At 71.7% G+C, this 22,895-nt stretch carries 16 protein-coding genes and 3 pseudogenes; 5 read left to right on the top strand and 14 right to left on the bottom strand.

The window, feature by feature from the left end; all coding sequences use genetic code 11:
- Positions 1-269: 269 nt before the first annotated feature.
- The 7 genes and pseudogenes from P8A20_RS21350 to P8A20_RS21320 all read right to left on the bottom strand — a co-directional run bounded on the left by P8A20_RS21350 (position 270) and on the right by P8A20_RS21320 (position 8,978).
- Positions 270-1,265, bottom strand: a complete 996-nt coding sequence (locus tag P8A20_RS21350) for a transglycosylase family protein (RefSeq protein ID WP_147963795.1) — start codon at positions 1,263-1,265, stop codon at positions 270-272.
- 105 nt (positions 1,266-1,370) lie between these two features.
- Positions 1,371-2,696: a cytochrome P450 family protein gene (locus tag P8A20_RS21345; protein ID WP_147963796.1), complete on the bottom strand. Its 1,326-nt coding sequence runs from the start codon at positions 2,694-2,696 to the stop codon at positions 1,371-1,373.
- Positions 2,693-3,679 carry a nucleoside triphosphate pyrophosphohydrolase gene (locus P8A20_RS21340; protein ID WP_147963797.1) on the bottom strand — a complete coding sequence of 329 codons (987 nt, stop codon included), beginning with the start codon at positions 3,677-3,679 and terminating at the stop codon, positions 2,693-2,695. Before P8A20_RS21340 ends, P8A20_RS21345 begins: the two co-directional genes overlap by 4 nt.
- Before the next feature lie 29 nt (positions 3,680-3,708).
- Positions 3,709-4,365 carry a SurA N-terminal domain-containing protein gene (locus tag P8A20_RS21335; protein WP_306104052.1) on the bottom strand — a complete coding sequence of 219 codons (657 nt, stop codon included), beginning with the start codon at positions 4,363-4,365 and terminating at the stop codon, positions 3,709-3,711.
- A 170-nt stretch (positions 4,366-4,535) separates the two neighbouring features.
- A pseudogene (locus P8A20_RS21330) lies at positions 4,536-6,096 on the bottom strand (serine/threonine-protein kinase).
- Complete coding sequence (locus P8A20_RS21325; protein ID WP_306104051.1) at positions 6,093-6,773, bottom strand: hypothetical protein; 681 nt, start codon at positions 6,771-6,773, stop codon at positions 6,093-6,095. Before P8A20_RS21325 ends, P8A20_RS21330 begins: the two are co-directional and overlap by 4 nt.
- A 98-nt stretch (positions 6,774-6,871) precedes the next feature.
- Positions 6,872-8,978 (bottom strand): annotated as a pseudogene (locus tag P8A20_RS21320) (N-6 DNA methylase).
- Between the two features lie 198 nt (positions 8,979-9,176).
- Between P8A20_RS21320 and P8A20_RS21315 the strand changes: the two are divergent.
- A complete protein-coding gene (locus P8A20_RS21315) occupies positions 9,177-9,992 on the top strand; it encodes a DUF4352 domain-containing protein (RefSeq protein WP_147963801.1) in 816 nt (271 codons plus the stop codon).
- Between the two features lie 177 nt (positions 9,993-10,169).
- On the opposite strand, the pseudogene P8A20_RS21310 reads toward P8A20_RS21315, so the two are convergent.
- The 4 genes and pseudogenes from P8A20_RS21310 to P8A20_RS21295 all read right to left on the bottom strand — a co-directional run.
- Positions 10,170-10,301 (bottom strand): annotated as a pseudogene (locus P8A20_RS21310) (N-acetyltransferase); the annotation flags it as partial.
- 20 nt (positions 10,302-10,321) lie between these two features.
- Complete coding sequence (locus P8A20_RS21305; protein ID WP_371606384.1) at positions 10,322-10,696, bottom strand: hypothetical protein; 375 nt, start codon at positions 10,694-10,696, stop codon at positions 10,322-10,324.
- On the bottom strand, positions 10,693-11,430 hold the full coding sequence (locus P8A20_RS21300; RefSeq protein ID WP_306104050.1) for an HNH endonuclease family protein: 738 nt from the start codon (positions 11,428-11,430) through the stop codon (positions 10,693-10,695). Before P8A20_RS21300 ends, P8A20_RS21305 begins: the two co-directional genes overlap by 4 nt.
- A 98-nt stretch (positions 11,431-11,528) precedes the next feature.
- The gene (locus tag P8A20_RS21295; RefSeq protein ID WP_306104049.1) at positions 11,529-12,395 is read right to left on the bottom strand and encodes an SCO6745 family protein; all 867 of its coding nucleotides are present in this window, start codon (positions 12,393-12,395) and stop codon (positions 11,529-11,531) included.
- A 105-nt stretch (positions 12,396-12,500) separates the two neighbouring features.
- Here P8A20_RS21295 and P8A20_RS21290 point away from each other — a divergent pair, with 105 nt between their 5' ends.
- Complete coding sequence (locus tag P8A20_RS21290; protein ID WP_306104048.1) at positions 12,501-13,085, top strand: TetR/AcrR family transcriptional regulator; 585 nt, start codon at positions 12,501-12,503, stop codon at positions 13,083-13,085.
- On the opposite strand, the gene mfd is transcribed toward P8A20_RS21290, so the two are convergent.
- The gene (mfd, locus tag P8A20_RS21285; protein ID WP_306104047.1) at positions 13,063-16,593 is read right to left on the bottom strand and encodes a transcription-repair coupling factor; all 3,531 of its coding nucleotides are present in this window, start codon (positions 16,591-16,593) and stop codon (positions 13,063-13,065) included. The genes P8A20_RS21290 and mfd overlap by 23 nt on opposite strands.
- A 182-nt stretch (positions 16,594-16,775) precedes the next feature.
- On the opposite strand from mfd, the gene P8A20_RS21280 reads away from it, so the two are divergent.
- Together P8A20_RS21280 and P8A20_RS21275 are read left to right on the top strand one after the other, a co-directional pair.
- A complete protein-coding gene (locus tag P8A20_RS21280) occupies positions 16,776-17,018 on the top strand; it encodes a type II toxin-antitoxin system Phd/YefM family antitoxin (protein ID WP_147963806.1) in 243 nt (80 codons plus the stop codon).
- Entirely contained in the window at positions 17,018-17,392 is a 375-nt protein-coding gene (locus P8A20_RS21275) for a type II toxin-antitoxin system VapC family toxin (RefSeq protein ID WP_306104046.1), read from the top strand. Before P8A20_RS21280 ends, P8A20_RS21275 begins: the two co-directional genes overlap by 1 nt.
- Positions 17,393-17,475: 83 nt before the next feature.
- Here the strand turns inward: P8A20_RS21275 and P8A20_RS21270 are convergent, their stop codons facing one another.
- Together P8A20_RS21270 and P8A20_RS21265 are read right to left on the bottom strand one after the other, a co-directional pair.
- Positions 17,476-20,058 carry an ABC transporter permease gene (locus P8A20_RS21270; RefSeq protein WP_306104045.1) on the bottom strand — a complete coding sequence of 861 codons (2,583 nt, stop codon included), beginning with the start codon at positions 20,056-20,058 and terminating at the stop codon, positions 17,476-17,478.
- Positions 20,055-20,843, bottom strand: coding sequence for an ABC transporter ATP-binding protein (locus tag P8A20_RS21265; protein WP_147963809.1), 789 nt, complete (start codon positions 20,841-20,843; stop codon positions 20,055-20,057). Before P8A20_RS21265 ends, P8A20_RS21270 begins: the two co-directional genes overlap by 4 nt.
- Positions 20,844-21,181: 338 nt before the next feature.
- On the opposite strand from P8A20_RS21265, the gene P8A20_RS21260 reads away from it, so the two are divergent.
- Positions 21,182-22,798, top strand: a complete 1,617-nt coding sequence (locus P8A20_RS21260; protein ID WP_306104044.1) for an MFS transporter — start codon at positions 21,182-21,184, stop codon at positions 22,796-22,798.
- Positions 22,799-22,895: the final 97 nt, after the last annotated feature.

Below are 22,895 nucleotides of genomic sequence, written 5' to 3'. Positions count from 1 at the left end.
AGGATTCGGCGTGACGGTCGAAGGTGCCCGCGGTGCGAGCGGCTCCGACCGTAGACACACGCAACCCCCACATTCAAAGATGGACATAACGGCCAATCAGCCCTTAACGGTCCAGCCTCATGGTCCGTTTTCGCAGGTCATGGCCAAAGTGGACGGACCGGACGGACGGGGCGTGCCAGTTGAAGCAAAGAGACCCATGTCTCACTTACGCATAAGTGGACATAGGTCTCTTAACTACCCCCACTTTCGGGGTGTTTTCCCGCTTTTGATCAGTTGGCCGCGGCCGTCTCCGCCGCGGAGTCCTGCGCATCCGTCACGAGACCGAGGTTCAGGCTCTGGCCGGGCAGGATGAGGTCGGGGTCGGAGCCCAGCTCGTCCTTGTTGGCCTCGTAGAGAGCGGTCCAGCCACCGGAGAGCTCCTGCGCGTCGGCGATCGCCCAGAGGTTGTCGCCCTCTCGGACCGTGTACGCCTCCTCGGCGCCCTGACGGGCCTCGGAGTCGCCCCGGGAGGCGTGCCGGCCGGACTCGCGCCCCTCGTCCAGCTCCGACCCGGTGCTGCCCTCGGGAGCCGGGGTGCCACGGTGCTTCCCGCCCGTCTCGGCGTCACCCTTCGCGGCGTGACCACCCTTCGCCGCGCCGGACGTCTCGGACGCCTCGGGGGACGGGGTGGCGGACGGCGACGCGTCGGTGCTGCCCGCGTCGTCGCTCGCGTCCGCCGTGTCGCCGGCGGCGTTGCCCTTGGACTCGCCCTTCTCGTCCGCCTCGTCCTCCGACTCCGCGTCGTCCGCCGATCCGGCCGGATCCGACGCCTCGGAGGACGGGGTCCCGGTAGCGGTGTCGGAGTCCTCCGCCGACGGATCGCCGCCCGGGTCGATGCCCGGCAGCGTCCCGTCCAGGGCCAGCCCGGAGATCACGGCGCAGCTGGGCCACGCCTGCGGCCCCTTGTCCTCCAGCACCTTCTCGGCGACCGATATCTGCTGCGAGCGGCTCGCGAGGTCGGCGCGGGACGCGTACGCCGTGCCGCCGTAGGCACTCCAGGTGTCCTCCGAGAACTGCAGGCCGCCGTAGTAGCCGTTGCCCAGGTCGGCACTCCACATGCCGCCGCTCTCGCATTCGGCGACCCGGTCCCAGGTCGACGCGTCGGCGGCTTGAGCGCCGCCCGCACCGAGCAGGGGGATGGCGATGGCCGAGCCGGTGACGCCTGCGGCGACGACGATGGCGGGTGCCTGGCGAGGGCGACGGTGTCTGCCGGTCGCGGAGCCCATGGGATTGCCTTCCGTGTGACTGACATGTGACGGGTGAGTCGAACGGTGAACCTAGCCGTACTCGAACGTGTGTCACAAGTCGATGCAGCGGAGATCACGTGAAAGTCACAGAGTTGACAGCGTGTCACCTTTACCGGCCGGCCGTCCGGGACCGAACTCCACCGGAAGGGTGCGCAGTCCACGCATGATGAGCCCGCCACGCCAGCGCAAATCGGCAGGTTCCGCAGCGAGCCGCAGGTCGGGGAGGCGTCGCAGCAGCGTCGCCAGAGCCACCTGACCCTCCAGACGGGCCAGCGGAGCTCCCAGGCAGTAGTGGATTCCGTGGCCGTAGCCCAGATGCTGATTGTCACTCCGAGCGAGATCCAGGGTGTCCGCATTCTGGAATCTGTCCGGATCCCGATCCGCGGCGGCCAGAACCACGAGTACGGGGTCCCCCGCCGCGATGTCCTGTCCTCCCAGGGTCACGGGCTCGGTGGCGTAGCGCCATGTCGCGAGCTCCACCGGCCCGTCGTAGCGCAGCAGCTCCTCGATGCCCGTGGCGAGCAGCTCCGACTCCCCTGCCGCCAGCGAGCGTTCCAGCCGCTCGCGCTGGGACGGATTGCGCAGCAGTGCGTAGGTGCCGTTGCCGATCAGGTTCACCGTCGTCTCGAAACCGGCGAACAGGAGGATGAAGGCCATGGCCGCGGCCTCGTTCTCGCTGAGGTGCTCGCCGTGGTCACTTGCCCGGATCAGCCCGGAGATCAGGTCGTCGCCCGGGTTCTCCCTCTTGCGGTGGATGAGCTCGGCGAGATAGCCGCGCATCTTCTTGACCGACCTGGCGACCCCGCCGCGCGGACCCCCGCCGTGCCGGATCATCATGCCCGCCCAGTCCCGGAAGTCGTCCTGGTCCTCGCGCGGCACACCCAGCAGGTCGCAGATCGCGTAGATGGGGAGGGGGAAGGCGAAGTCGTGGATGAGGTCCGCCTCCCCCTTCTCGGCGAAGCCGTCGATGAGGCTGTCCGTCAGCTCCTGCACGCGCGGCGCGAACTCCGCGACCCGGCGCGGGGTGAACGCCTTGGACACGAGCCGGCGCAACCGGGTGTGGTCCGGCGGGTCGATGTTCAGCAGATGCGTCATCAGCTCCGCCTTGCGCTCCCCGGGGATGCCCGTCTTGCCCTTGGCGTTCGCGGACCCCGCGTGGTGGGCCGGGTTCTTGGAGAGCCTGGTGTCGGCGAGCGCCTGCCGGGCATCGGCGTACCGGGTCACCAGCCAGGCCTCGACCCCGCTGGGCAGTGTCGTGCGGTGCACGGGACTGTGCTCGCGGAGCCATGCGTAGGCGGGGTACGGATCGGTGGCGAACTCCCAGGTGAAGAGTTCGGGCGCCGCGTCCGGCGCGGAGTGCGTATCGGGCGCCGCGTCCGGCGCGGAGTGCGTATCGGGGCTGTCGTTCACTCCTCGACGCTATCCGGGCCGGTCCCGAGCCCCTCGGCCGCCCGGATCACGTCCCGGTAGGCACGCGCGGCGGCCCGCAGGGCGGCCTCCGGGTCCGTGCCGTCCTGCTCGGCCCGTACGGCGAGGGCGAGCAGCCGGTGCCCGACCCCCTCGCCCTCGGGGAGCGCGATGTCGAGACCCGCGGCGCGGGCCCTGCCGCCGAGCTTGGCCGCGAGCGCCAGGCCGGGCTGCCCGAGCGGCACCCCGTCGGTGACCGACGCACGCTGCTTCTCGATCGCCTTCGTGCGCAGCCAGTGGGCGTGGACGTCCTCCGGCGTCTCGGCGGTCTCGTCGCCGAACACATGGGGATGGCGGTGGATCAGTTTCTCGACGATCGTGGCAGCGACGTCGTCGATGGCGAACGGCTCCTCCTGGTCCTCCTGCGCGATGCGCGCGTGGAAGACGACCTGGAGCAGGACGTCGCCGAGCTCCTCTCGCAGTTCCTCGCGGTCGCCGTCCTCGATCGCCTCGACCAGTTCGTACGCCTCCTCGATGGCGTACTTAGCGAGACCCTTGTGCGTCTTCTGCGAGGTCCACGGGCATTCGAGCCGGATCCGGTCCATGACCTGGACCAGATCCAGGAGCCGGGCACCGGGCAGGTCGTACGAACCTGGCAGCAGTTCCAGGTCCGGCATCTGCACCCGGCCCGAACCGCCGAGCCTGGCCAGGCCGTCGGTGAGCGGCTGGTTCCCCTCGCCGCCCACCAGCACCACCACGGTCCGGCCGCCCGCGCAGTCGTCCACCAGCTCCTCGGCCGTGGGTGCGTCGTGCTCGACGGCGACCCCCGCCTCGTCCAGGTACGGCAGCTGCGGATGGTCCCGCTCGGCGCACAGCACCCGGTCGGCGGCCCGCAGAGTCTGCCAGGCGGGCCAGGACAGCAGACCGGGGGCGACCCGGTGGCTGGCGGTGAGCAGGACGATACGGCCGGGGTCTTCAGCGTTCACACCCCGAACCTACCCCCGGACGAACGGGGTCAGGCGCCTGCCTCGGGCTCCTGGCCCTGCACGGGCGTGACCTGGGTGATCCACGGCGCCTTGTACGTGCTGAGCTGGACCTTCCGGTTGTCCCAGCTGCCGTAGCGCGGGTTGACTTCGATGTGCAACGCCTTCGACGCCTCGGTGAGGGCCTGCCCGACGGCCTGCACCCCGGTGGGGCTCTGCAGGTCGGCGCCCAGCGCCCCGGCCAGCTTCTGGAGCTGGACCTCCTGGCGCAGGCTCGCCTCGATCTGGCCGGGCGCGACCCAGCGCTGCTCCAGCATCAGGGTCCGCACGCCCTCCTCCCCGCCGGACTGCTCGGCGGCGACGCCGCGGATCTGCTGGATCTCCTTGCGGCTGACACCGACCCCCGCGTCCTTCGCGGCCCGGTCCAGGACCCGCCCGAAGATCATCCCGGACAGCTTGACCCTGGTCAGCTGGCCCGACTTGGCGACCAGCTCCTCGGACTGCTCCGACTTCTGCTGCGCGGTGCGCACGTCGGCCGCCTGCGCCTGGACGGTGGCCACGTCGATCCGGTCGCCGCCCACCACGGCCGCGGCACCGGGGTGGGCCTCGCTGCCACAGGCGGTCAGGAGGGGGGCCGCGACGAGCGTTGCGGCGGAAAGGGCGAGCGCGGTACGACGACGGCGGTGCAAAGGAGCCTCCCGGGGAGAGTTTGTGCATCAGTGCACAAAGCCTTGCGGTGATCGATGTTAGGCAGTGGACGTGATTCGGGCCACTGCTTCGACCAACGATTTCCGGACCGGTCAGTGTGGGGTCGGGGACGAAATCCCTTCCGTCCCGCCGTCGTCGGCCGTCCTGCGGTTCACCTCGATCCGCGTACGTCCTGGTGGTGCACCAGTTGGCGGCGGAGCTCCGTGGGAAGAGCGTGGTGCGGGCCGTAGGCGCGCTCCGTGTCGTACAGCAGGGCCTGCAGCTGGCCGCGGCCCGCCGTGTGGTCGCCCATCCCGAGCAGCAGGTGCGCGATCCGCCTGCGGATGTCGAAGGCGCGGCCGGGGCCGGTGGAGGTCACGTATCCGTTCTCGTAGAAGGGGAGGACCACGCGGTACTCGGCGAGGGCGGCGGCTGCCTCACCGAGCTGCTCCAGGCACTGCGCGGCGTCGTAGCGGTACTGCAGGGTCTGGGGGTCGGCGGGGCCGGCCTTCCGCCGCGCGGTCCTCGGCGAGGCGGCGGAGCTCCGGGAGGGCGCGGCGGAACTGGCCGTCGTCCATCAGGGTCGCCGCGTACTGCTTGCGCAGGATCCGTACGACCGGCGAGTGCTCGCCGTGCTCCTGGGCCGCGGCGGGCAGGATCCCGCCGAGGACGTCGACGGCCTGGGTGATGCGGCCCTCGCCGAGCAGCCGCTTCACGTCGTCGACGGCCTGCGCCACGTTCGGCCTGGCGGGCGGGTGCTGGGGCGGGGCGGGCACCTGCTGGACGGGGACGGGCGGCGCCGACGCCGGCACGGCCGCCCGGTCGGGCCAGGGTGCGTGCGGGCGGAGGAACGGACGGGTCGGGTCGAGGGGGCCCGAGGGCGAACCGACGGCGGGCAGCAGGGGCCGCAGGGACTCGTAGACCTCCTGCGCGGAGGCCGGCCGGTGCTGCGGGTCCTTGGAGAGCAGCCGCAGGACGAGGGCTTCGAGCGCCTCGGGGACCTCGGGCCTGAGATGACGGACCGGGAGGGGCGGCTCGTAGAGGTGGCGGTGCAGGACGCCCAGGGCGGTGGAGCCGGCGAACGGCACGTCCCCGCTCAGGAGTTCGTGCATCAGGACGCCGAGGGCGTACAGGTCGGTGTAGGGGCCCACGGCGCCGCCCATCGCCTGCTCGGGCGCCATGTAGGCCGGGGAGCCGATCGGTGAGCCCGTGTGCGTGAGGCGGGTGGTGTCGGTGTCCATGACGGAGGCGATGCCGAGGTCGAGCACCGTGAGGGTGCCGTCGGGCTTCACCATCGCGTTGCGGGGCTTGAGGTCGCGGTGGACGATCGGCACGGCGTGCACCGCGGAGAGCACCGCGCACAACTGGGCGGCGATCGCCACGGCCCAGGGCCACGGGTAGGGGTCGTGCTCGGCCAGGTGGTCGGCCAGGTCCGCGCCCTCGACGTACTGCATGACGAGATACAGGTCCTCGCCGTCGCTCCCCGCGTCGTGGACGGTGACGAGACCGGGGTGGTCGACCTGCGCGGTCACCCGGCACTCGCGGACGAAGCGGCGGCGCACGTCGTCGGCGGCCTCGCTCCCGGAGGGCCCTGCGACCCGGTCGGGCCGCAGGAGCTTCACCGCGACCCTGCGGTCGAGGCGCTGGTCGTACGCCGTCCAGACCTGCCCCATCCCTCCCTGGCCGAGAATCGTCGCCAGCGCGTAACGGCCGGCGATGACACGCCCGTTCACCGGCCGTCACCCTCCTTGCGGAGGTAGTCACTCAGCTCGTCGAGCTCGGCGCGCACCTGGTCGAGGCGCTGGGGCGAGGCCGGCCTCGGACCGTCCGGTGGCGGGGTGGGCGCGGGGCCCTGCTGGGGCGCGGGGCCCTGCTGCGGGACGGGGCCCTGCTGCGGGGCGGGCGGGTAGCCGTAGGCCGGGGCGGACGCCACGGGCGGATCGGGAACGGTCCGCCGCGAGGCGTACCCACCGGACGGGAACGTCGGCGCCCCCGGGTGCCCACCGCCGTACGGGCCTGCGTAGGGACCTGCGTACGGAACCCCCTGCGGGCCGCCGTAGGGGCCGAAGTGCCGGATCTCCGTGTACAGGTAGTAGGTGACCGTCCCGACGAAGACGACCAGCATCCAGGTCAGGGTCACGACCGCCTGTCCGTCCGTCAGCACCTCGTCCTCCTCCGGCAGCATCCCGAGGTACACGAGGAGGCCGACGTTCAGTGCCAGCACCAGCCCGAACAGCCACCAGTCACGCTGCGTGCGGGTGACGACGGCCAGTCGCAGCATGGCGGCCCAGGCGAGGATTCCGCAGCTCAGCAGGGCGAGCGCCACGAAGACCACGCGCAGCGTGACCAGCGTGGCCGAGGACGGACGGCGCGTCGGCTGCTGCTCCGGCGGATAGCCGTAGCCGTGCATGTGCTGCTCCCGGAGGGCGTGGATCGGACGTGTGCAGTGAGCGTATACACCGACACGGACAACGGGTCCCGGGTTGTGCGCAACCGTTGTGCTTCAGGTCACTTCGGCGCGACCGACCCGTCCGTCAGCCCGTCGTACATCCCCTGCACCAGTTGCCCGCCGAGCCGTCCCGCCTCACGGAGCGCGTCCTCGAACGCGGCGAGGGCGCCGAACTGCTCGCCGTAGCGACGCTGTTCGTCGAGCGGGAGGCGGGGCACCTGGATGCGGCGTGCGTCGAGCCGGGTCGCGGTGGAGGCGTAACTGCTGGCCTGGCGGTTGTTGGCGGTGCCACGCAGGAAGCCCGCGAGGAACCAGGGGTCGAGGGCGGCCGGATCGGGGCGCAACAGCTGGAGGTTGCGGCCGAGCACGGCGCCCGCGGTGACCTCGTCGACGACCCTGGCGACGGATCCGCCACCGACCACGGGCACGACGACGTCACCGGGTTCCAGGAGCAGCGGCTCCTCCTCCGGTGACCCGGCCGGCGCGGAGGGCGTACCGCTGGGGGCCGTGCCCGCGAGGACGTCGTGCTCGGTGAGGACGGGGGCCGTGCCGCCGCCGGTGCCCGATCCGGTGCGCAGGTGCAGGGCGCCCGCGCGCGCCAGTTCACCGACCGTCGTGAAGGGCCGCCTGGCCTGTTCGCCGGGGACCGCGGGCGGGGGCGTGAGCCGGGCGGTCAGCCTCAGGGTGTCGTCCAGCCGCTCTCTCACCCTGGCCAGCTCGGCCGCGTCCCCGCCGGTCGCCGGGGGCGGGAGGTGTCGGGCGGGGGTCAGGTCCACGTCGTCGTCGAGGAGCTCGATGACGGGAACGGCCTTGCTGGTACCGGGGCGCTCCTCGACGGGCTCGCGGCGACCCGGTGCGTCGAAGGACGTCCACGCGTCGAGCACCGCGCCGCGGACGGCCGGCCAGTCCAGCCGGTCACGGCCGGCCGGGCGCCGGCCGCCTCGGACTCCGCCGCGTCGACGACGAGCAGTTCGGGTACCGGGGCCGGCCGGCGCCCGGCTTGCGGAGGACCCAGATGTGGAGCGGGATCCCGTACGGGGGCGCGGCACCGGCGGGGAGCGCGATGACGGCTCGCAGGGCACCGCGCCGCAGCAGGTCGGCGCGGATACGGCGCCCCGAGCGGCGTGAGGCCGCGGCGGGGGGCATCAGCACGACGGCGGTCCCGCCCTCGCGGAGGTGGGCGAGGGCGTGCTGGACCCAGGCGAGTTCGGACTCGGTGCGGGCGGGGAAGCCGTACTCCCAGCGCGGGTCGTAGGCCAGGTCGTCATGGCCCCAGTTGCGCTCGTTGAACGGCGGGTGGCAGAGCACCGCGTCCACCGTGAGCCCGGGGAAGGCGTCGGTGCGCAGGGTGTCGCCGGTCCGTGCCGTGAGCGTGGGCGCGTCGGTCCCGCTCCCGGGCGAGTACAGGGCGAGGCGCAGTGCGGTGAGCGCCGACAGGCCGGGGTCGGCCTCCTGTGCGTACAGGGCGGTGGGCCGGCCGACGGCGCACAGCAGCGCGCCCGTTCCGGCGGCGGGATCGAGGACCGTGCGGGAGTTCCCCTTGCCGCCCCGCCGGACGGCGTCCCCGGCCGGCTTCGCGAGGTCGGCCATGAGCTCGGCGAGCCCGGGGGGCGTGAGCGTGTACTGACGCGGGTTGGCGTCCAGCTGCCGGCCGAAGAGGAAGTCGAAGGCCTGCCGGGTGCCCGCCTCCGCAGCGAGTTCGGCCGTGGCGCGCAGCAGCGGTACGGAGGGCAGCAGGGCGGACGCCGTGGGCGTGGGCACCGCCCGCCCTTCCCCGAATCGGGCCGTGAGTACGTGGTCGAGCGCGACCGGCAGCACGTCCGCCATCCGGACGTCCGAGACTGCGGCGATCTCCAGCCAGGACGTGGGCCTGTCCCGGACGAGCAGAAGGGCACACCCCGCGTGGACGAGCGCGGTCACCGCTCCGTCGGGGTGGCCCGACAGCTGCTGCCAGACCCGCTCACGCAGAGGGACCTCGGCAAGTTTGCCCTGGTCGCGGAGCCACTGTTCGACCTCGGGGAGCGCGAAGGACGGGCTGGTCTCCGTGCCGCCGACAGGCTTCGGGAAGTCGGTGTGCCGACGGCGCCAGTTGCTGACGGCCGCGCGGCCCACGCCCGCGAGCCTGGCGATTCCGGCCGCGGTCACCTCTGTCGAGCTATCCGGCACTGGCCTGTCTCCCGTTCCGCGCACGTCGGTTGGCGCCTGCTGTGTGTGGGCGAGCATACCGATTCCACGGCTCTGCCGGTTCACGCAATTTTCCATGTTGACTCGGTTCACACTCGATGGTCTTATTGACCTGTCGCACAGGACTCCGCGACGAACTGCTCCGCTCACACTCCCTGTTCGTCATCGAAGGGCACAGCCATGTCCCAGTACACGCAGCCCCAGCAGCCGTACACCCCGGCGCAGCCTCCGGGCTCCCGCCCCGCCCGTAACGGCCTCGGCACCTCCGCTCTCGTCCTCGGCATCATCGGGACGGTCTCGGGGCTCATCCCGTTCTTCTTCTGGCTCGCCGGGATCCTCGGCCTCATCGCCCTGATCCTGGGCCTGGCCGGCCGGGGCCGCGCCAAGCGCGGTGAGGCCACGAACAAGGGGGTGACGACGTTCGGCGCCGTTCTCGGCCTCGTCGCCCTGATCCTGTCGGTCGTCGGGGCCGTCCTGACCTTCAAGGCCGTGGACGACGTGGTGACCGACATCAACAAGGCGGTGGCGGACAGTTCGGCCTCCGCGAAGCCCGCCGCGGGCGGCGGGGCGGCCGGAGGGGATGCCGGCGGGACCGAGGGTAAGGACGACGTCCTGAGGGAGGGTGACTCCGCCGCGTACGACGACGGCCTGGAGGTCACCGTGAACGCCCCGGCCTCCTACACCGCCGACGAGTTCGCGATCGGCCACACCAAGGGCAACAGCGCCTACACGGTCTCGGTCGTCATCGAGAACAAGGGCAAGGAGAAGTTCGACGCGACGCTCGTCACCGTCGACGCCCGCGCCGGCGAGGACGGCGTGAACGCCGAGCAGATCTTCGACGGCAAGGTCGGCGAGGGCTTCTCCGGCACCGTCCTGCCCGGCAAGAAGATCACGGCAACGTACGCCTTCGACGCTCCGGCCGACGCGAAGGACCTGACCGTCGAGGTCGGCCCCGGTCTCGACTGGGACGCGAGCCAGTGGGAGCTGAAGCTCTGAAGGGCCCCGGCCCGTCCCGCACCGCGGGCACCCCGCCGAACATCCGCGCAGGGCCTCCCTCCGGACCCACACGGTCCGGGCCGGAGGCCCTGCGCGCGGGCCCGTCATCCGCACCACCGCGTGCGGCGGCCGCTTCACGCGACAGCCCTACGTGCGACGGCCTTGCATACGCCGGCCCTACGTGCGGTGGCGCACCCACACGTTCGGTTCGACGTACACCGCGTAACCGTGACGCACCGAGCACTGCACGGGCACCAGCGCGCCGGGCACCTCCACCGGCCCCTCGGTGCCGAAGGGAAGACCCGTCCAGCAGCCCCCTGGCCCCGGACTCACACGTACGTGTTGGTGATCAGCACAGCCGTCGGCACGAGCGTCAGCAGTGCCCCCGCCGTCCAGTAGAGGCACGGGGCCAGCGCGGTCCTGCGGCAGACCGCGTCGTTGGCGAACCACCAGACGAGACCGAAAACCGCGACCACCGGTACGACGATCACCAGCCACAGCATCATGCCGTCGTTCTCCGTCGGCTCCCTCTGTGTCCATCCGCCCTCAGCGAGCGGGCCGTTCGCGAGGACGTACCAGATCAGCCACATCGGGACGATCCCCGGCACCCCGAGCGCCAGGTTGGCTCCCACGGCCGCCAGCCGCCATCCCCAGGTGCGCGCGACGCCCGCCGCGGCACCTTCCGGCAGCGGGTCGTGACTCAACGCGTGGGCGCTTCCGTCGGGTTGCCGCCCGCGAGCAGCTTCTGCCGGGGGCAGGCGGTCAGCACCTCCTTCATGGCGTCCTGTTCCGCCTGCGTGACCCACAGCCCGTACTTCTTCTTCACCGAGACCTGGCCCGCGACGTACGCGCAGCGGTAGTCCTTGTTCGGGGGCAGCCAGGTCGCGGTGTCACCGTCCCCCTTGCGGCGGTTGGTGGACGAGTCGGCGGCCACCAGGTTCAGCGGGTCGTTGGCGAACGCCCGCCGCTTCGCGTCGCTCCACTTCTGGGCGCCCTTCTGCCAGGCGTCGGAGAGGGCGACGAGATGGTCTATGTCCACCTTGCTGCGTCCGCGCTCGAACGAGATGCGGGTCCCCGTGTACGGGTCGGGATCCAGCACACCGCTGACCACCTTGCAGCCGTCGGCGTCCCGGGAGACGTCGTCGAGCTGCTCGGCGAGGATGTCGTCCCGGGTACCGCAGCCGTTGCGGTCGGTGTCGATCCAGGCCGACCCGAACTCGTCCCGGGCGTAACCGGTCTTCGGGGCCCGGCCCTTGACGGTGAGGCCTTCGGCCGCCTGCAACGCGCTGCCGCCGGGCGCCGGTGCCGCCTCGGAGCGCGTGGGGTCCGGCAGTTCGTCGAGGGAGTCGCACCCGGTCAGGGCCAGAGAACCCGTCAGGGCCACGGTCGCCAGGGCGAGGAAACGGTTTCGGGGGCTCGCTGCGTCAGAAGGCTTCACAGCGAACCAGATTAGGCGTCAGGCCGGCGTGACGGCACGGGGCGGGTGTCTCCCCCGTCACGACACCGGCCCGTGCCGTCACGCCGGCCCGGGCCGGTTCACACCTTCCCGATCCCCAGTGTCGTCTCGGACGGCAGCAGTCCGGAGCCGATCATCTCCACCCACAGCGGTCCCAGCAGCTCCACGAGCCGCTCCCGGGCCTCGGGGCCGAGCTCCCGCCAGGGCTGCGCCGCGCTCTCGTCCGTACGGCGTTCCACCTCCGCCCGCAGCGCGCGGCCCGCGAGCGTGGCCGTCCCGTCCTCCTCCAGCAGTCCCCTCCCGGCCAGCCGGGCACGGGCGGACTCCCACTCCTCACCGCTCCACCCCCGGCTCGCGAAGACCTCCGGGCGGGCGGCGCCGACGGCCGCGAAGGAGACCAGGGACTCCACCGGATCCAGGTCCGCCCCGAGGAGCGCCGCCACATGGCCGTCCCCCCGGTGCTCCCGCAGGATCGTCGCCGCGTGCCAGAGCGCCACGTGCGGCTCGTCCGGCCAGGGCAGCGCGGCGGCGGCCCCGGCGAGGGGACGCCCGGTCACGTCCGCCGCCGACGCCGCCCGCCGGGCGAGCTCGGCGGCCTCGGCGAGCTCCGGGCCGTCCACCCGGTCACCGAACAGCGTCCGGTACGCCCGGTCGACCGCCTTCCCCCTGGACGTGAGCACCGCCTCCGGGGAGGCGACGGACCAGACAGCCGGCACGTACGCGGCGGTCATCCAGGGACTGAAGCTGTGGAACGTCCTCGTCACCCGGTCCGCGTCCACCGCCCCGAGCGGCGCGGCACGCCAGGCGAAGTAGCTCGGCCACCGCTCGTCCGTGGCGTATCCCAGCGACGCGGCCTCCTCGAAGGCCTCCGGCGCGTAGTAGACGACGGCGTGCAAGGGCTCCAGCAGGTGCCACATCTGGCGCACGCGACCCCATTCGTCGGACATCTCCCGACCTCCCGCTCCCCGGTCAATCTTGTCACTGACTAGATGTTCAGGGTGCGCCACTCCCGCGAACTTGTCAATGACTAGATTCCGCGTACCGTACGTCCCATGACCAGCGAACGCGCGTACCACCACGGTGACCTGCGAAGGGCCCTGCTCACCGCCGCCCTCGACGTCATCACCCAGGACGGCCCCGACGCCTTGTCCCTACGCGACCTGGCACGCCGCGCGGGCGTCTCGCACGCCGCACCGGCCCACCACTTCAGGGACCGCACCGGCCTGCTCACCGCCGTCGCCGCCGAGGGGTACGCACTCTTCGCCGACGCCCTGGCCCAGGCCCCCGACCTCCAGGAACGGGGCGTGGCCTATGTACGGTTCGCCGCCCGGCATCCGGCGCACTTCCAGGTGATGTTCCGTCCGGAGCTCTACCGGCCCGACGACACGGAGCTGCTCACCGCGAAGGCGCGTGCCACGGACGAGCTCCGCGCGGGTGTCGACCACCTGCCCGACGCGGCCCGCGGCGAGGACGCCCGGCTCGCCGGCATCGCCGCATGGTCACTCGCCCACGGCTTCGCCACCCTGCTGCTGACGGGCAACCTGGACGGACCGGTCGACGGACGGGACCCCGCCGAGCTGTTCCGGTCCATCGCCGGATTCCTCTTCGGCTCCCCTACGACCCCAGGATCGTCGTGAGGAACTCCCCGGTCCACGAGAGGAGTTCGCGGCCCACCACAGGCTTCCCGCCGATCCGTCCCGCCGTCGGGCGCGGCACCAGGATCTGGCGCGTGGCCGGCTTGAAGATCGTCTTGGGGTGCAGCCGCTTCAGCCGCAGCTCCTGCGACTCGCGCAGCTCCACCGGCGCGAAGCGGATGTTCGGCCCCTGCAGCACGATCTCGCCCACCCCGCAGGCCCGGGCCAGCATCCGCAGGCCCGCCACCAGCAGGAGGTTCTCCACCGGCTCCGGCAGCTTGCCGTAGCGGTCGGTGAGCTCCTCGCGCACCGCCCGGATGTCGTCCTCCGAGTTCGCGGAGGCGATGGCGCGGTACGCCTGGAGGCGCAGCCGCTCCCCCGGGGCGTAGTCGTGCGGGACGTGGGCGTCGACCGGCAGCTCGATCTTGACCTCCAGCGGCGGCTCCTCCTCGACCCCGCCGTCCACCGCGGCCCGGTAGTCCGCCACCGCCTCGCCGACCATCCTGATGTACAGGTCGAAGCCGACCCCCGCGATGTGGCCGGACTGTTCGCCGCCGAGCAGGTTCCCCGCGCCGCGGATCTCCAGGTCCTTCATGGCCACGTACATGCCCGCACCCATCTCGGTGTGCTGGGCGATCGTCGCCAGACGCTCGTGCGCGGTCTCCGTCAGCGGCTTCTCCGGCGGGTACAGGAAGTAGGAGTAGCCCCGGTCCCGGCCACGGCCGACACGGCCACGCAGCTGGTGCAGCTGCGAGAGACCGAAGTTGTCACCGCGCTCCACGATCAGCGTGTTGGCGTTGGAGATGTCGATGCCGGACTCGACGATCGTGGTGGAGACCAGTACGTCGAACCTCTTCTCCCAGAAGTCGACGACGACCTGCTCCAGCTGGCTCTCCCCCATCTGCCCGTGCGCCGTCGCGATCCGCGCCTCGGGCACGATCTCGCGCAGTCGCGCCGCGGCCCGGTCGATGGACTCGACCCGGTTGTGGATGTAGAACACCTGGCCCTCACGCAGGAGTTCACGGCGCACGGCCGCGCCGATCTGCTTCTCCTCGTACGGGCCGACGAACGTGAGGACGGGGTGCCGCTCCTCGGGGGGCGTCGTGATCGTCGACATCTCGCGGATGCCCGTGACGGCCATTTCGAGCGTACGGGGGATGGGGGTCGCCGACATCGTGAGCACGTCCACGTTGGCCCGGAGCTTCTTCAGCTGCTCCTTGTGCTCGACACCGAAGCGCTGCTCCTCGTCGACGATGACCAGGCCCAGGTCCTTGAACTTCGTCTCCGACGAGAACAGCCGGTGCGTGCCGATGACCAGGTCCACCGACCCGTCCTTCAGCCCCTCCAGCGTCGCCTTCGACTCCGTGTCCGACTGGAAGCGGCTCAGCGCCCGGACGTTGACGGGGAACTGGGCGTACCGCTCGGTGAAGGTGCCGAAGTGCTGCTGGACCAGGAGCGTCGTCGGCACGAGCACCGCGACCTGCTTGCCGTCCTGGACCGCCTTGAAGGCCGCGCGCACCGCGATCTCCGTCTTGCCGTACCCGACGTCGCCGCAGATCAGCCGGTCCATCGGGACGGACTTCTCCATGTCCTCCTTGACCTCGGCGATCGTCGACAGCTGGTCGGGCGTCTCCGCGTACGGGAAGGCGTCCTCCAGCTCACGCTGCCACGGGGTGTCCGCCCCGAAGGCGTGACCGGGCGCCGCCATCCGCGCCGAGTACAGCTTGATCAGGTCGGCGGCGATCTCCTTGACCGCCTTCTTGGCCCGCTGCTTCGTCTTCGTCCAGTCGGCCCCGCCGAGCCGGTGCAGGGTCGGGGCCTCGCCGCCGACGTACTTGGTGACCTGCTCCAGCTGGTCGGTGGGGATGTAGAGCCGGTCGCCGGGCTGGCCGCGCTTGGCCGGGGCGTACTCGACGAGGAGGTACTCGCGGGTCGCGCCCTGCACGGCGCGCTGGACCATCTCGATGTAGCGGCCGACACCGTGCTGCTCGTGGACGATGTAGTCGCCCGCCTGAAGGGTGAGCGGATCGACGGACTTGCGGCGGCGGGCGGGCATCCGCCCCAGGTCCTTGCTCGCCGTGCGCTGGCCGGTCAGGTCCGTCTCGGTCAGCACCGCCAGCTTCAGGGCCGGGTCGACGAAACCGTGGTCGATGGCCCCGCACGAGACGTGGACGAGCGACGGCGTGATCTCGGTGAGGTGCTGGTCGAGGCGGGCCGGGATGCCCTCGCCGCCGAGCACCTCGACCGTCCGGGAGGCCGGGCCCTGCCCCTCGGTGACGTACACCGTGCGCCAGCCCTCGGCCAGCCATCCCTTGGTGTCGGCGAGCGCCCGGGCCGTGTCGCCGCGGTACGCCTCCGGGGCGTGCATCCCGAGCTTCAGGGTGTCCCCGTCCAGCTCCTCGTCGGCGGCGAACGGGGAGGTCGACCACCACATCATGCCCAGCTCACGGGCCCGCTCCCGGACATCGGCGATGCCCCACAGGGAGGCCGCGCCGACGTCGATCGGGGCCTCTCCCCCGCCCGCGGTGGCCGCCCAGGACGCCTGGAGGAACTCCTGGCTGGTCGCCACGAGGTCCGCCGCGCGTGTCCTCACCCGCTCCGGGTCGCAGACAAGCGCCATCGAGCCCTTCGGCAGGACGTCGAGCAGCAGCTCCATCTCGTCGACGAGGACCGGGGCCAGCGACTCCATGCCCTCGACGGCGATCCCCTCGGCGATCTTCCCCAGCAGCTCACCCAGCTCCGGGTGCGCCTCGGCGAGGGCCGCCGCCCGGGTACGTACGTCCTCGGTGAGCAGCAGCTCACGGCAGGGCGGAGCCCACAGGCCGTGCTCGGCGACCTCCAGGGACCGCTGGTCGGCGATCTTGAAGTAGCGGATCTCCTCGACGTCGTCGCCCCAGAACTCGACCCGGAGGGGGTGCTCCTCAGTCGGCGGGAAGACGTCCAGGATTCCGCCGCGCACGGCGAACTCCCCGCGCTTCTCGACCAGCTCCACACGGGCGTACGCCGCTGCCGCGAGCGCGTCCACGACCTCGCCCAGATCCGCGGTCTGCCCACTGCTCAGCGCGACGGGCTCCAGGTCGCCGAGGCCCTTGACCTGCGGCTGGAGCACGGAACGCACCGGTGCGACGACCACGCTGACCGGGCCGGTCTCAGGGTCGTCCGGCCGGGGGTGCGCGAGCCTGCGCAGCACGGCGAGACGGCGGCCCACGGTGTCGGAGCGGGGCGAGAGCCGCTCGTGGGGCAGGGTCTCCCAGGAGGGGAACTCCGCCACGGTGTCGGGGGGCAGCAGGGTGCGCAGCGCCGCTGCCAGGTCCTCGGCCTCGCGGCCGGTCGCGGTGACGGCCAGCACGGTGCGCCCGGCCTCGCGGGCCAGCGCGGCCACGGCGAAGGGGCGTGCGGCGGGCGGGCCGACCAGATCGACGTGGGCCCGGTGACCGTCGGATGCGGCCTTCACCGCTTCGGAGAGCGCCGGGTCGGTGACGACGACGTCCAGCAGACCGTGCAGGCTCATGAAGGGTTCCGTCCGGTGTGGCGAGTGGGCAACGCGAAGGGCCCGACACGTGGGACGGGCCGGGGTCTCCAGCGTACGACGCCGGTGTGTCACTCGCGCGAGGGAACGCCGTTGTCCGTACGGCGGCAGCGGGGCTAGCCTTAGTCCAGCAGCTAGTCCACCTCTGGTCCGAGCGAGGCGTCATGGAAGCAGCCCGGCAGTACAACGTGCACGAGGCCAAGACGCACTTCTCGCGCATCCTGCAACAGGTCGAGACCGGCGAGGAGGTCGTGATCAGCCGGGCCGGGGAGCCCATCGCGAAGGTCGTGCCCCTTCATCCGAAGGTACGGCGGACCGGTCGCGGATCCCTCCGGGGACAGATCCACATCCCCGACGACTTCGACGAGCTTCCGGACGACATCGCCGACGCCTTCGGGATGCGCTGATGCGCCTCCTGCTCGACACCCACGTCGCCCTGTGGTGGCTCGACGACTCCCCTGAGCTCTCCGACGAGCTGAAGGACCTCATCGACACGGAGCCCGCCGTCTACCTCAGTGCCGCGACTCCGTGGGAGATCGCCATCAAACAGTCGGCCGGAAAGCTGGCTGGTCCCGATGACCTGGCCGAGCGGGTCCGCGACTGCCAGCTGACCAGTCTCGCGATCACCGCCGGCCACGGCGTCAAGGCGGGCCGCCTCCCCCCGCTCCACCGTGATCCCTTCGACCGCATCCTCGTCGCCCAGGCCCAGACCGAAGGCCTGACGGTCGTCACCCGCGACAAGTGGATCCCCCAGTACGACGTACCGGTCATGCACGCCTGACGTCGGCGGCCCGGGACGCGATCCGGCCCCGGGCGCTCGGAGGAGCGCCCGGGGCCGGGTCGGTCAACCTACGTCCGGCACCGTCACCCGTCCGTGGCGATCGCGTTGAGGACGTTCATCCGGCCGGCCCGGAAGGCCGGGACCAGTGCGGCGAACAGTCCCACGAAGGCCGAGGCGACGAACACCGTGATGATCGTCGGCCACGGGATCTCCAGGACGCCGAGCCCTTCCAGGGCCAGCAGCTTCTGGGCCGAGGTGCCCCATCCCATGCCCAGCCCGAGTCCGAGCAGCGCGCCGAACAGGGCGATCACCACGGACTCCAGCCGGATCATCCGGCGCAGCTGGCGGCGGGAGAGGCCGATCGCCCGCATCAGGCCGATCTCCCGGGTCCGCTCGACGACCGACAGGGCCAGGGTGTTCACCACACCGAGCACCGCCACGATGATCGCCAGGGCGAGCAGGCCGTACACGATGTTCAGCAGCTGGCCGACCTGGTCCTTCAGGTCCTCCTTGAAGTCGGCCTGGTTCTGCACCTTGTACTGCGGGTACGCGGCGAGCTCGCTCTTCAGGGCCGCGTACGCCTCCTTCTCCTTGCCGTCCTGCGCCGAGGCGAACATGATCATGTTCGTGGGCATCCTGTCGGCGGGGACGTAGCGCTCGGCGGTCGTGGTGTTGATGTACATCGCGCCCTGGTCGACGGTCGTGTCGTCCGAGGTGATCGCGGCGACCTTCAGCTTCGCCGTCGCGCCGGCCTTGAACGCGACGGTGATCTCGTCCCCCGCCTCGATCCCGTGCAGCGCGGCGTAGTCCGAGCCGACCGACATGGCGTTCTCGCCGTACGCCTTCGCCAGGTCACCGGCCACGGTCGTGCGCCGCAGGTCCTGCGGGTAGGTCGGGTCGGCGGCGGTGACGTGCTCGTCGACGGTCGAGCCGTCGGGGTTGGTGAGCTTCGCCGCGAGGACCTTGTAGTCGGTGACGTGCTCGATGCCCGGGACCTTCTTGATGGCCTCCGCGGCCTGCGGCACGATCAGCTGGCCGGTGTTCGACTGGACGATGAAGTCCGTGCCGACCGACTTGTCCAGCTCGTCGGTGGCCGAGGCGACCATGGAGGAGCCGACGACGGAGAGACAGGCGACCAGGGCGAGGCCGATCATCAGGGCGGCGCCGGTCGCTCCCGTACGACGCGGGTTGCGCAGCGCGTTGCGCTCCGCCAGGCGTCCGACCGGGCCGAACAGCCGCAGGACGACGAGGCCGAGGACCCGGACGACCCCACCGGCGAGGAGCGGGCCGATCACGATGAACCCGATCAGGGTGAGGACCACGCCGAGGCCCAGGTAGAGCGAGCCCTCGCTCGCCTCGTCGGCCCGGGTCGTCGCCCACAGGGCGGCGGCGCCGGACCCGGTGAGGACCAGGCCGAGCACCGCCCGGATCCAGCCGGACCTGGTGTCGGCCGGGGTGCCGGCGTCGCGCAGGGCGGCCATCGGGGAGACCTTGCCGGCCCGGCGGGCCGGGACGTACGCGGCGAGGACGGTGACGACGATGCCGAGCGCCAGCCCGATCGCCGGGGTCGTCCAGGCGACCGTGAGGTCCCTGGTGGACAGTTCCATGCCGATGGCGCCCATGAGCTTCATCAGCCCCACGGCGAGGCCGATGCCCGCTGCGACGCCCAGGACCGATCCGACGACTCCCAGCAGGACCGCCTCGACGAGCACGGACCGGTTGACCTGCTTGCGGCTGGAGCCGATGGCCCGCATCAGACCGATCTCGCGGGTGCGCTGGGCGACCAGCATCGAGAACGTGTTGACGATCAGGAAGATGCCCACGAGGAAGGCGATCCCGGCGAAGCCGAGCATCGCGTACTTCATGACGTCCAGGAAGGAGCCCATGGAGTCCTTGTTGGCGGCGGCGGCCTCCTTCTGGGTCTGCAGCTTGTACGTCGCCGGGTCGCCCAGGGCCGCGGCCACGCCCTTCTTCAGCTCCGTGTCGCTCACGCCGGGTCCGGCGGTGACCGAGATGTGCGAGAAGACGCCGGAGGCGCCCAGCAGTTTCCGCTGCGCGGTGGCGGTGTCGAGGTAGACGACGGCCGCACCGGGGTTGGTGACGGTGAACGCGGCGATGCCGGAGATCTTCGCCCTGATGTCACCGGTGACGGCGATGGTGCGCACCTCGTCACCGAGCTTCAGGTGGTGCTTCTCGGCGGTGTCGGCGTCGATCATCGCCTCGGTCGGGCCGCGCGGGGCGTGCCCGGAGGTGATCTCCATGGAACGCAGGTCGTTGTCGGTCCAGTTGCCCGCGATGGTCGGCGCACCGGTGTCGGACCCGAGGTTCCTGTCGTGGCTGTCGACGAGCGTGACGGCCATGCTGACGACCGCGCCCTCGGCCTTCTCCACCCCGTCCACGCCGGCGATCTCGGCCACGACGGATGCCGGGAGCGCCTCGGGCTTGCCGTTCTCCGGGAAGTCGTCGGCGTCGGCCGCCGCCTTCGGGCTGACCGTCACGTCGGCGGACGTCGCGGCGAAGAGCTTGTCGAAGGTGGTGTTCATCGTGTCGGTGAAGACGAGCGTGCCGCACACGAACGCCACCGACAGCAGGACGGCGACGGCGGAGAGCGCCATCCGCCCCTTGTGCGCGAGGAAGTTGCGCATCGAGGTCTTCCACACGGTCATGACGTCCGCCCGCGCGCGTCGAAGTCCTTCATGCGGTCCAGGACCTGCTCGGCCGTCGGGTTCTGCATCTCGTCGACGAGGGAACCGTCCGCGAGGTAGATGACCCTGTCCGCGTAGGAGGCGGCCACCGGGTCGTGGGTGACCATGACGATGGTCTGGCCCAGCTCGTCGACCGAGGTGCGGAGGAAGGACAGCACCTCGGCGCCGGCCCGCGAGTCCAGGTTCCCGGTGGGCTCGTCACCGAAGATGATCTCGGGGCGGGCGGCGAGCGCCCTGGCCACCGCCACGCGCTGCTGCTGGCCGCCGGAGAGCTGTGTGGGCCGGTGCCCCAGCCGGTCGGCGAGGCCGACGGTCTCCACGACCTGCCGGAGCCAGTCGGCGTCGGGCCTACGGCCGGCGATGTCCATCGGCAGCGTGATGTTCTCGATGGCGTTCAGCGTCGGGAGGAGGTTGAACGCCTGGAAGATGAAACCGATGCGGTCCCGTCGCAGTTGCGTCAGCTTCTTGTCCTTGAGACCGGTGATCTCGGTGTCGGCGAGGTGGATCTGCCCCGAGGTCACCGTGTCCAGGCCGGCCAGGCAGTGCATCAGGGTCGACTTCCCGGACCCCGACGGGCCCATGATCGCCGTGAACTGCCCGCGGGCGATGTCGACGTCGACGTGGTCGAGCGCCACGACCCGGGTCTCCCCGGCGCCGTACGCCTTGACGACCTGCCGCGCCCTCGCAGCAACGGCCGTACGCCCTCCAGTGTCCCCGTGCCTGGGAATGGTCACAGCCGTTGTCACGGTTTTTCTCCTATGTCGGTCGATGCGCGGACGTCTCTGTGTACGTTCCGAGTCTCTGGTGGAAAGGGGTTCCGGCGCGCTGGTGCCCGGGCCCCTCTTCGTGGGGGGCTACCCCCACCCCGTTCCCTGTGGCCGGCCACATCCGCGATGTAGGAACACCGTAAGGAGCGGGGCCCCCGCCTCTCGTCCTCCGGCGGGAGGAACGGCCCCTGGACCCGACTACGTAGCTCCCCCTAGGGGTTCGAGCCCCTGGGACGAGGCCCGGCCAGGGGTCTCACGCCTCGGCCGACGACTCCCGCGAGGCCACGGGCGGTGAGACAGTGACCCCCAGGAAATAGATGCATAGGGAAGGGACCCCTGTGGGCGGCACGGACGGCATCGGCGACACGGACAGCCCGGAAGCGGTGCACGGCGAGGCCGCACCGGACGGGGCGTCCGACACGGCCCGCGGCCGCCGGCCGGTCGCCGCGGCACTCATGCTCGGCATGGGCCTCGCCGCCATCGACGGCACCATAGTCGCGACCGCCGTCCCGCAGATCGTCGGCGACCTCGGCGGCTTCTCCGTCTTCTCCTGGCTGTTCTCCGGCTACCTGCTCGCCGTGACCGTCACCCTGCCGGTGTACGGGAAGCTCTCCGACACCTTCGGCCGCAAGCCCGTCCTGATCGCCGGGATCATCCTCTTCCTGGCCGGCTCCCTGCTCTGCGCCGCCGCCTGGAACATGGCGGCGCTCATCGCCTTCCGCGTCGTCCAGGGCCTCGGCGGCGGCGCCCTCCAGGGGACCGTGCAGACCATCGCCGCCGACCTGTACCCGCTCAAGGAGCGGCCGAAGATCCAGGCGAAGCTGTCCACCGTGTGGGCGACCTCGGCCGTGGCCGGCCCCGCGGTGGGCGGGCTCCTCGCCGCGTACGCCGACTGGCGCTGGATCTTCCTGATCAACCTGCCGGTCGGCGCCGTGGCCCTCTGGCTGGTGGCCCGTCACCTCCACGAACCCGCCCGGCCGCGCCCCGCGGCCCGCCCCCGCGTCGACTGGGCGGGCGCCCTCGCGATCTTCGCGACCGGCGCGCTCCTGCTGACCGCACTCGTCCAGGGCGGAGTCGCCTGGCCCTGGCTCTCCGCCCCCTCGCTCGGGCTGCTGGGTGCGACCGCCGTACTGGGCGCCCTGACCGTCCTCATCGAGCGCCGCGCCGCCGAACCCGTCATCCCGGGCTGGGTCTGGCGGCGCCGCACCATCGCCTCGGTCAACCTCGCCCTCGGGGCGATGGGGCTGCTCATGGTCGCGCCGACCGTGTTCCTGCCGACCTACGCCCAGTCGGTCCTCGGACTCGGCCCGATCGCCGCCGGGTTCGTGCTGTCCGTGATGACCCTGAGCTGGCCCGTCTCCGCGGCACTCTCCGACCGGGTCTACAACCGCATCGGCTTCCGCCGCACCGCCGTCATCGGCATGTCCGGCGCCGTGCTGGTCCTGCTCTGCTTCCCGTTGCTGCCCTACCCCGGTGCCGCCTGGCAGCCCGCCCTGCTGATGCTGCTGCTCGGCGCGGCGCTGGGCCTCTTCCAGCTCCCGCTGATCGTCGGGGTCCAGTCGACCGTCGGCTGGACCGAACGCGGGACGACCACCGCCTCCGTGCTCTTCTGCCGCCAGGTCGGCCAGAGTCTGGGCGCCGCGCTCTTCGGCGCCGTCGCCAACGGGATACTCGCCTCCCGGCTGGCCGACGCCCCCGTCCCCGGACTCCCCGGCGACCTGGACGCGGTCTCGCGCGCCCTGGAGGACCCCTCGGCGCTCTCGGCCGCCGCGACGGACCACCTGCGCAGGGCCGTCGACACGGCCGTCGACCACGTGTTCGCCGGCGCCGCGGTCGCCGCCGCTCTCGCCCTGCTGGTGCTCGTCCTCCTCGCCCCACGCCGCTTCCCTGTCCTGACGGAGCACGAGAGCGCTCCCCGGACACCGAAGGACTAGACAACCGGCGCGCTACCTCAACGCCGCCGCTACGAAGCCGCCGAACCTCGGATCCTCGTCGGCGCCCCACCCGCCGGACACCGCTGACGACCCGGCG

Source organism: Streptomyces sp. Alt3 (genome assembly GCF_030719215.1).
Classification (GTDB): domain Bacteria; phylum Actinomycetota; class Actinomycetes; order Streptomycetales; family Streptomycetaceae; genus Streptomyces; species Streptomyces glycanivorans.
This window is presented reverse-complemented; position numbering and strand designations above follow the sequence as displayed.

What these genes read in the sequence shown, in the direction of transcription:
- P8A20_RS21270 (WP_306104045.1), bottom strand. Translation starts at nt 20,058, where the DNA reads ATGACCGTGTGGAAGACCTCGATGCGCAACTTCCTCGCGCACAAGGGG.
- mfd (WP_306104047.1), bottom strand. Translation starts at nt 16,593, where the DNA reads ATGAGCCTGCACGGTCTGCTGGACGTCGTCGTCACCGACCCGGCGCTC.
- P8A20_RS21290 (WP_306104048.1), top strand. Translation starts at nt 12,501, where the DNA reads ATGACCAGCGAACGCGCGTACCACCACGGTGACCTGCGAAGGGCCCTG.
- P8A20_RS21315 (WP_147963801.1), top strand. Translation starts at nt 9,177, where the DNA reads ATGTCCCAGTACACGCAGCCCCAGCAGCCGTACACCCCGGCGCAGCCT.
- P8A20_RS21275 (WP_306104046.1), top strand. Translation starts at nt 17,018, where the DNA reads ATGCGCCTCCTGCTCGACACCCACGTCGCCCTGTGGTGGCTCGACGAC.
- P8A20_RS21280 (WP_147963806.1), top strand. Translation starts at nt 16,776, where the DNA reads ATGGAAGCAGCCCGGCAGTACAACGTGCACGAGGCCAAGACGCACTTC.
- P8A20_RS21325 (WP_306104051.1), bottom strand. Translation starts at nt 6,773, where the DNA reads ATGCACGGCTACGGCTATCCGCCGGAGCAGCAGCCGACGCGCCGTCCG.
- P8A20_RS21260 (WP_306104044.1), top strand. Translation starts at nt 21,182, where the DNA reads ATGCATAGGGAAGGGACCCCTGTGGGCGGCACGGACGGCATCGGCGAC.
- P8A20_RS21295 (WP_306104049.1), bottom strand. Translation starts at nt 12,395, where the DNA reads ATGTCCGACGAATGGGGTCGCGTGCGCCAGATGTGGCACCTGCTGGAG.
- P8A20_RS21350 (WP_147963795.1), bottom strand. Translation starts at nt 1,265, where the DNA reads ATGGGCTCCGCGACCGGCAGACACCGTCGCCCTCGCCAGGCACCCGCC.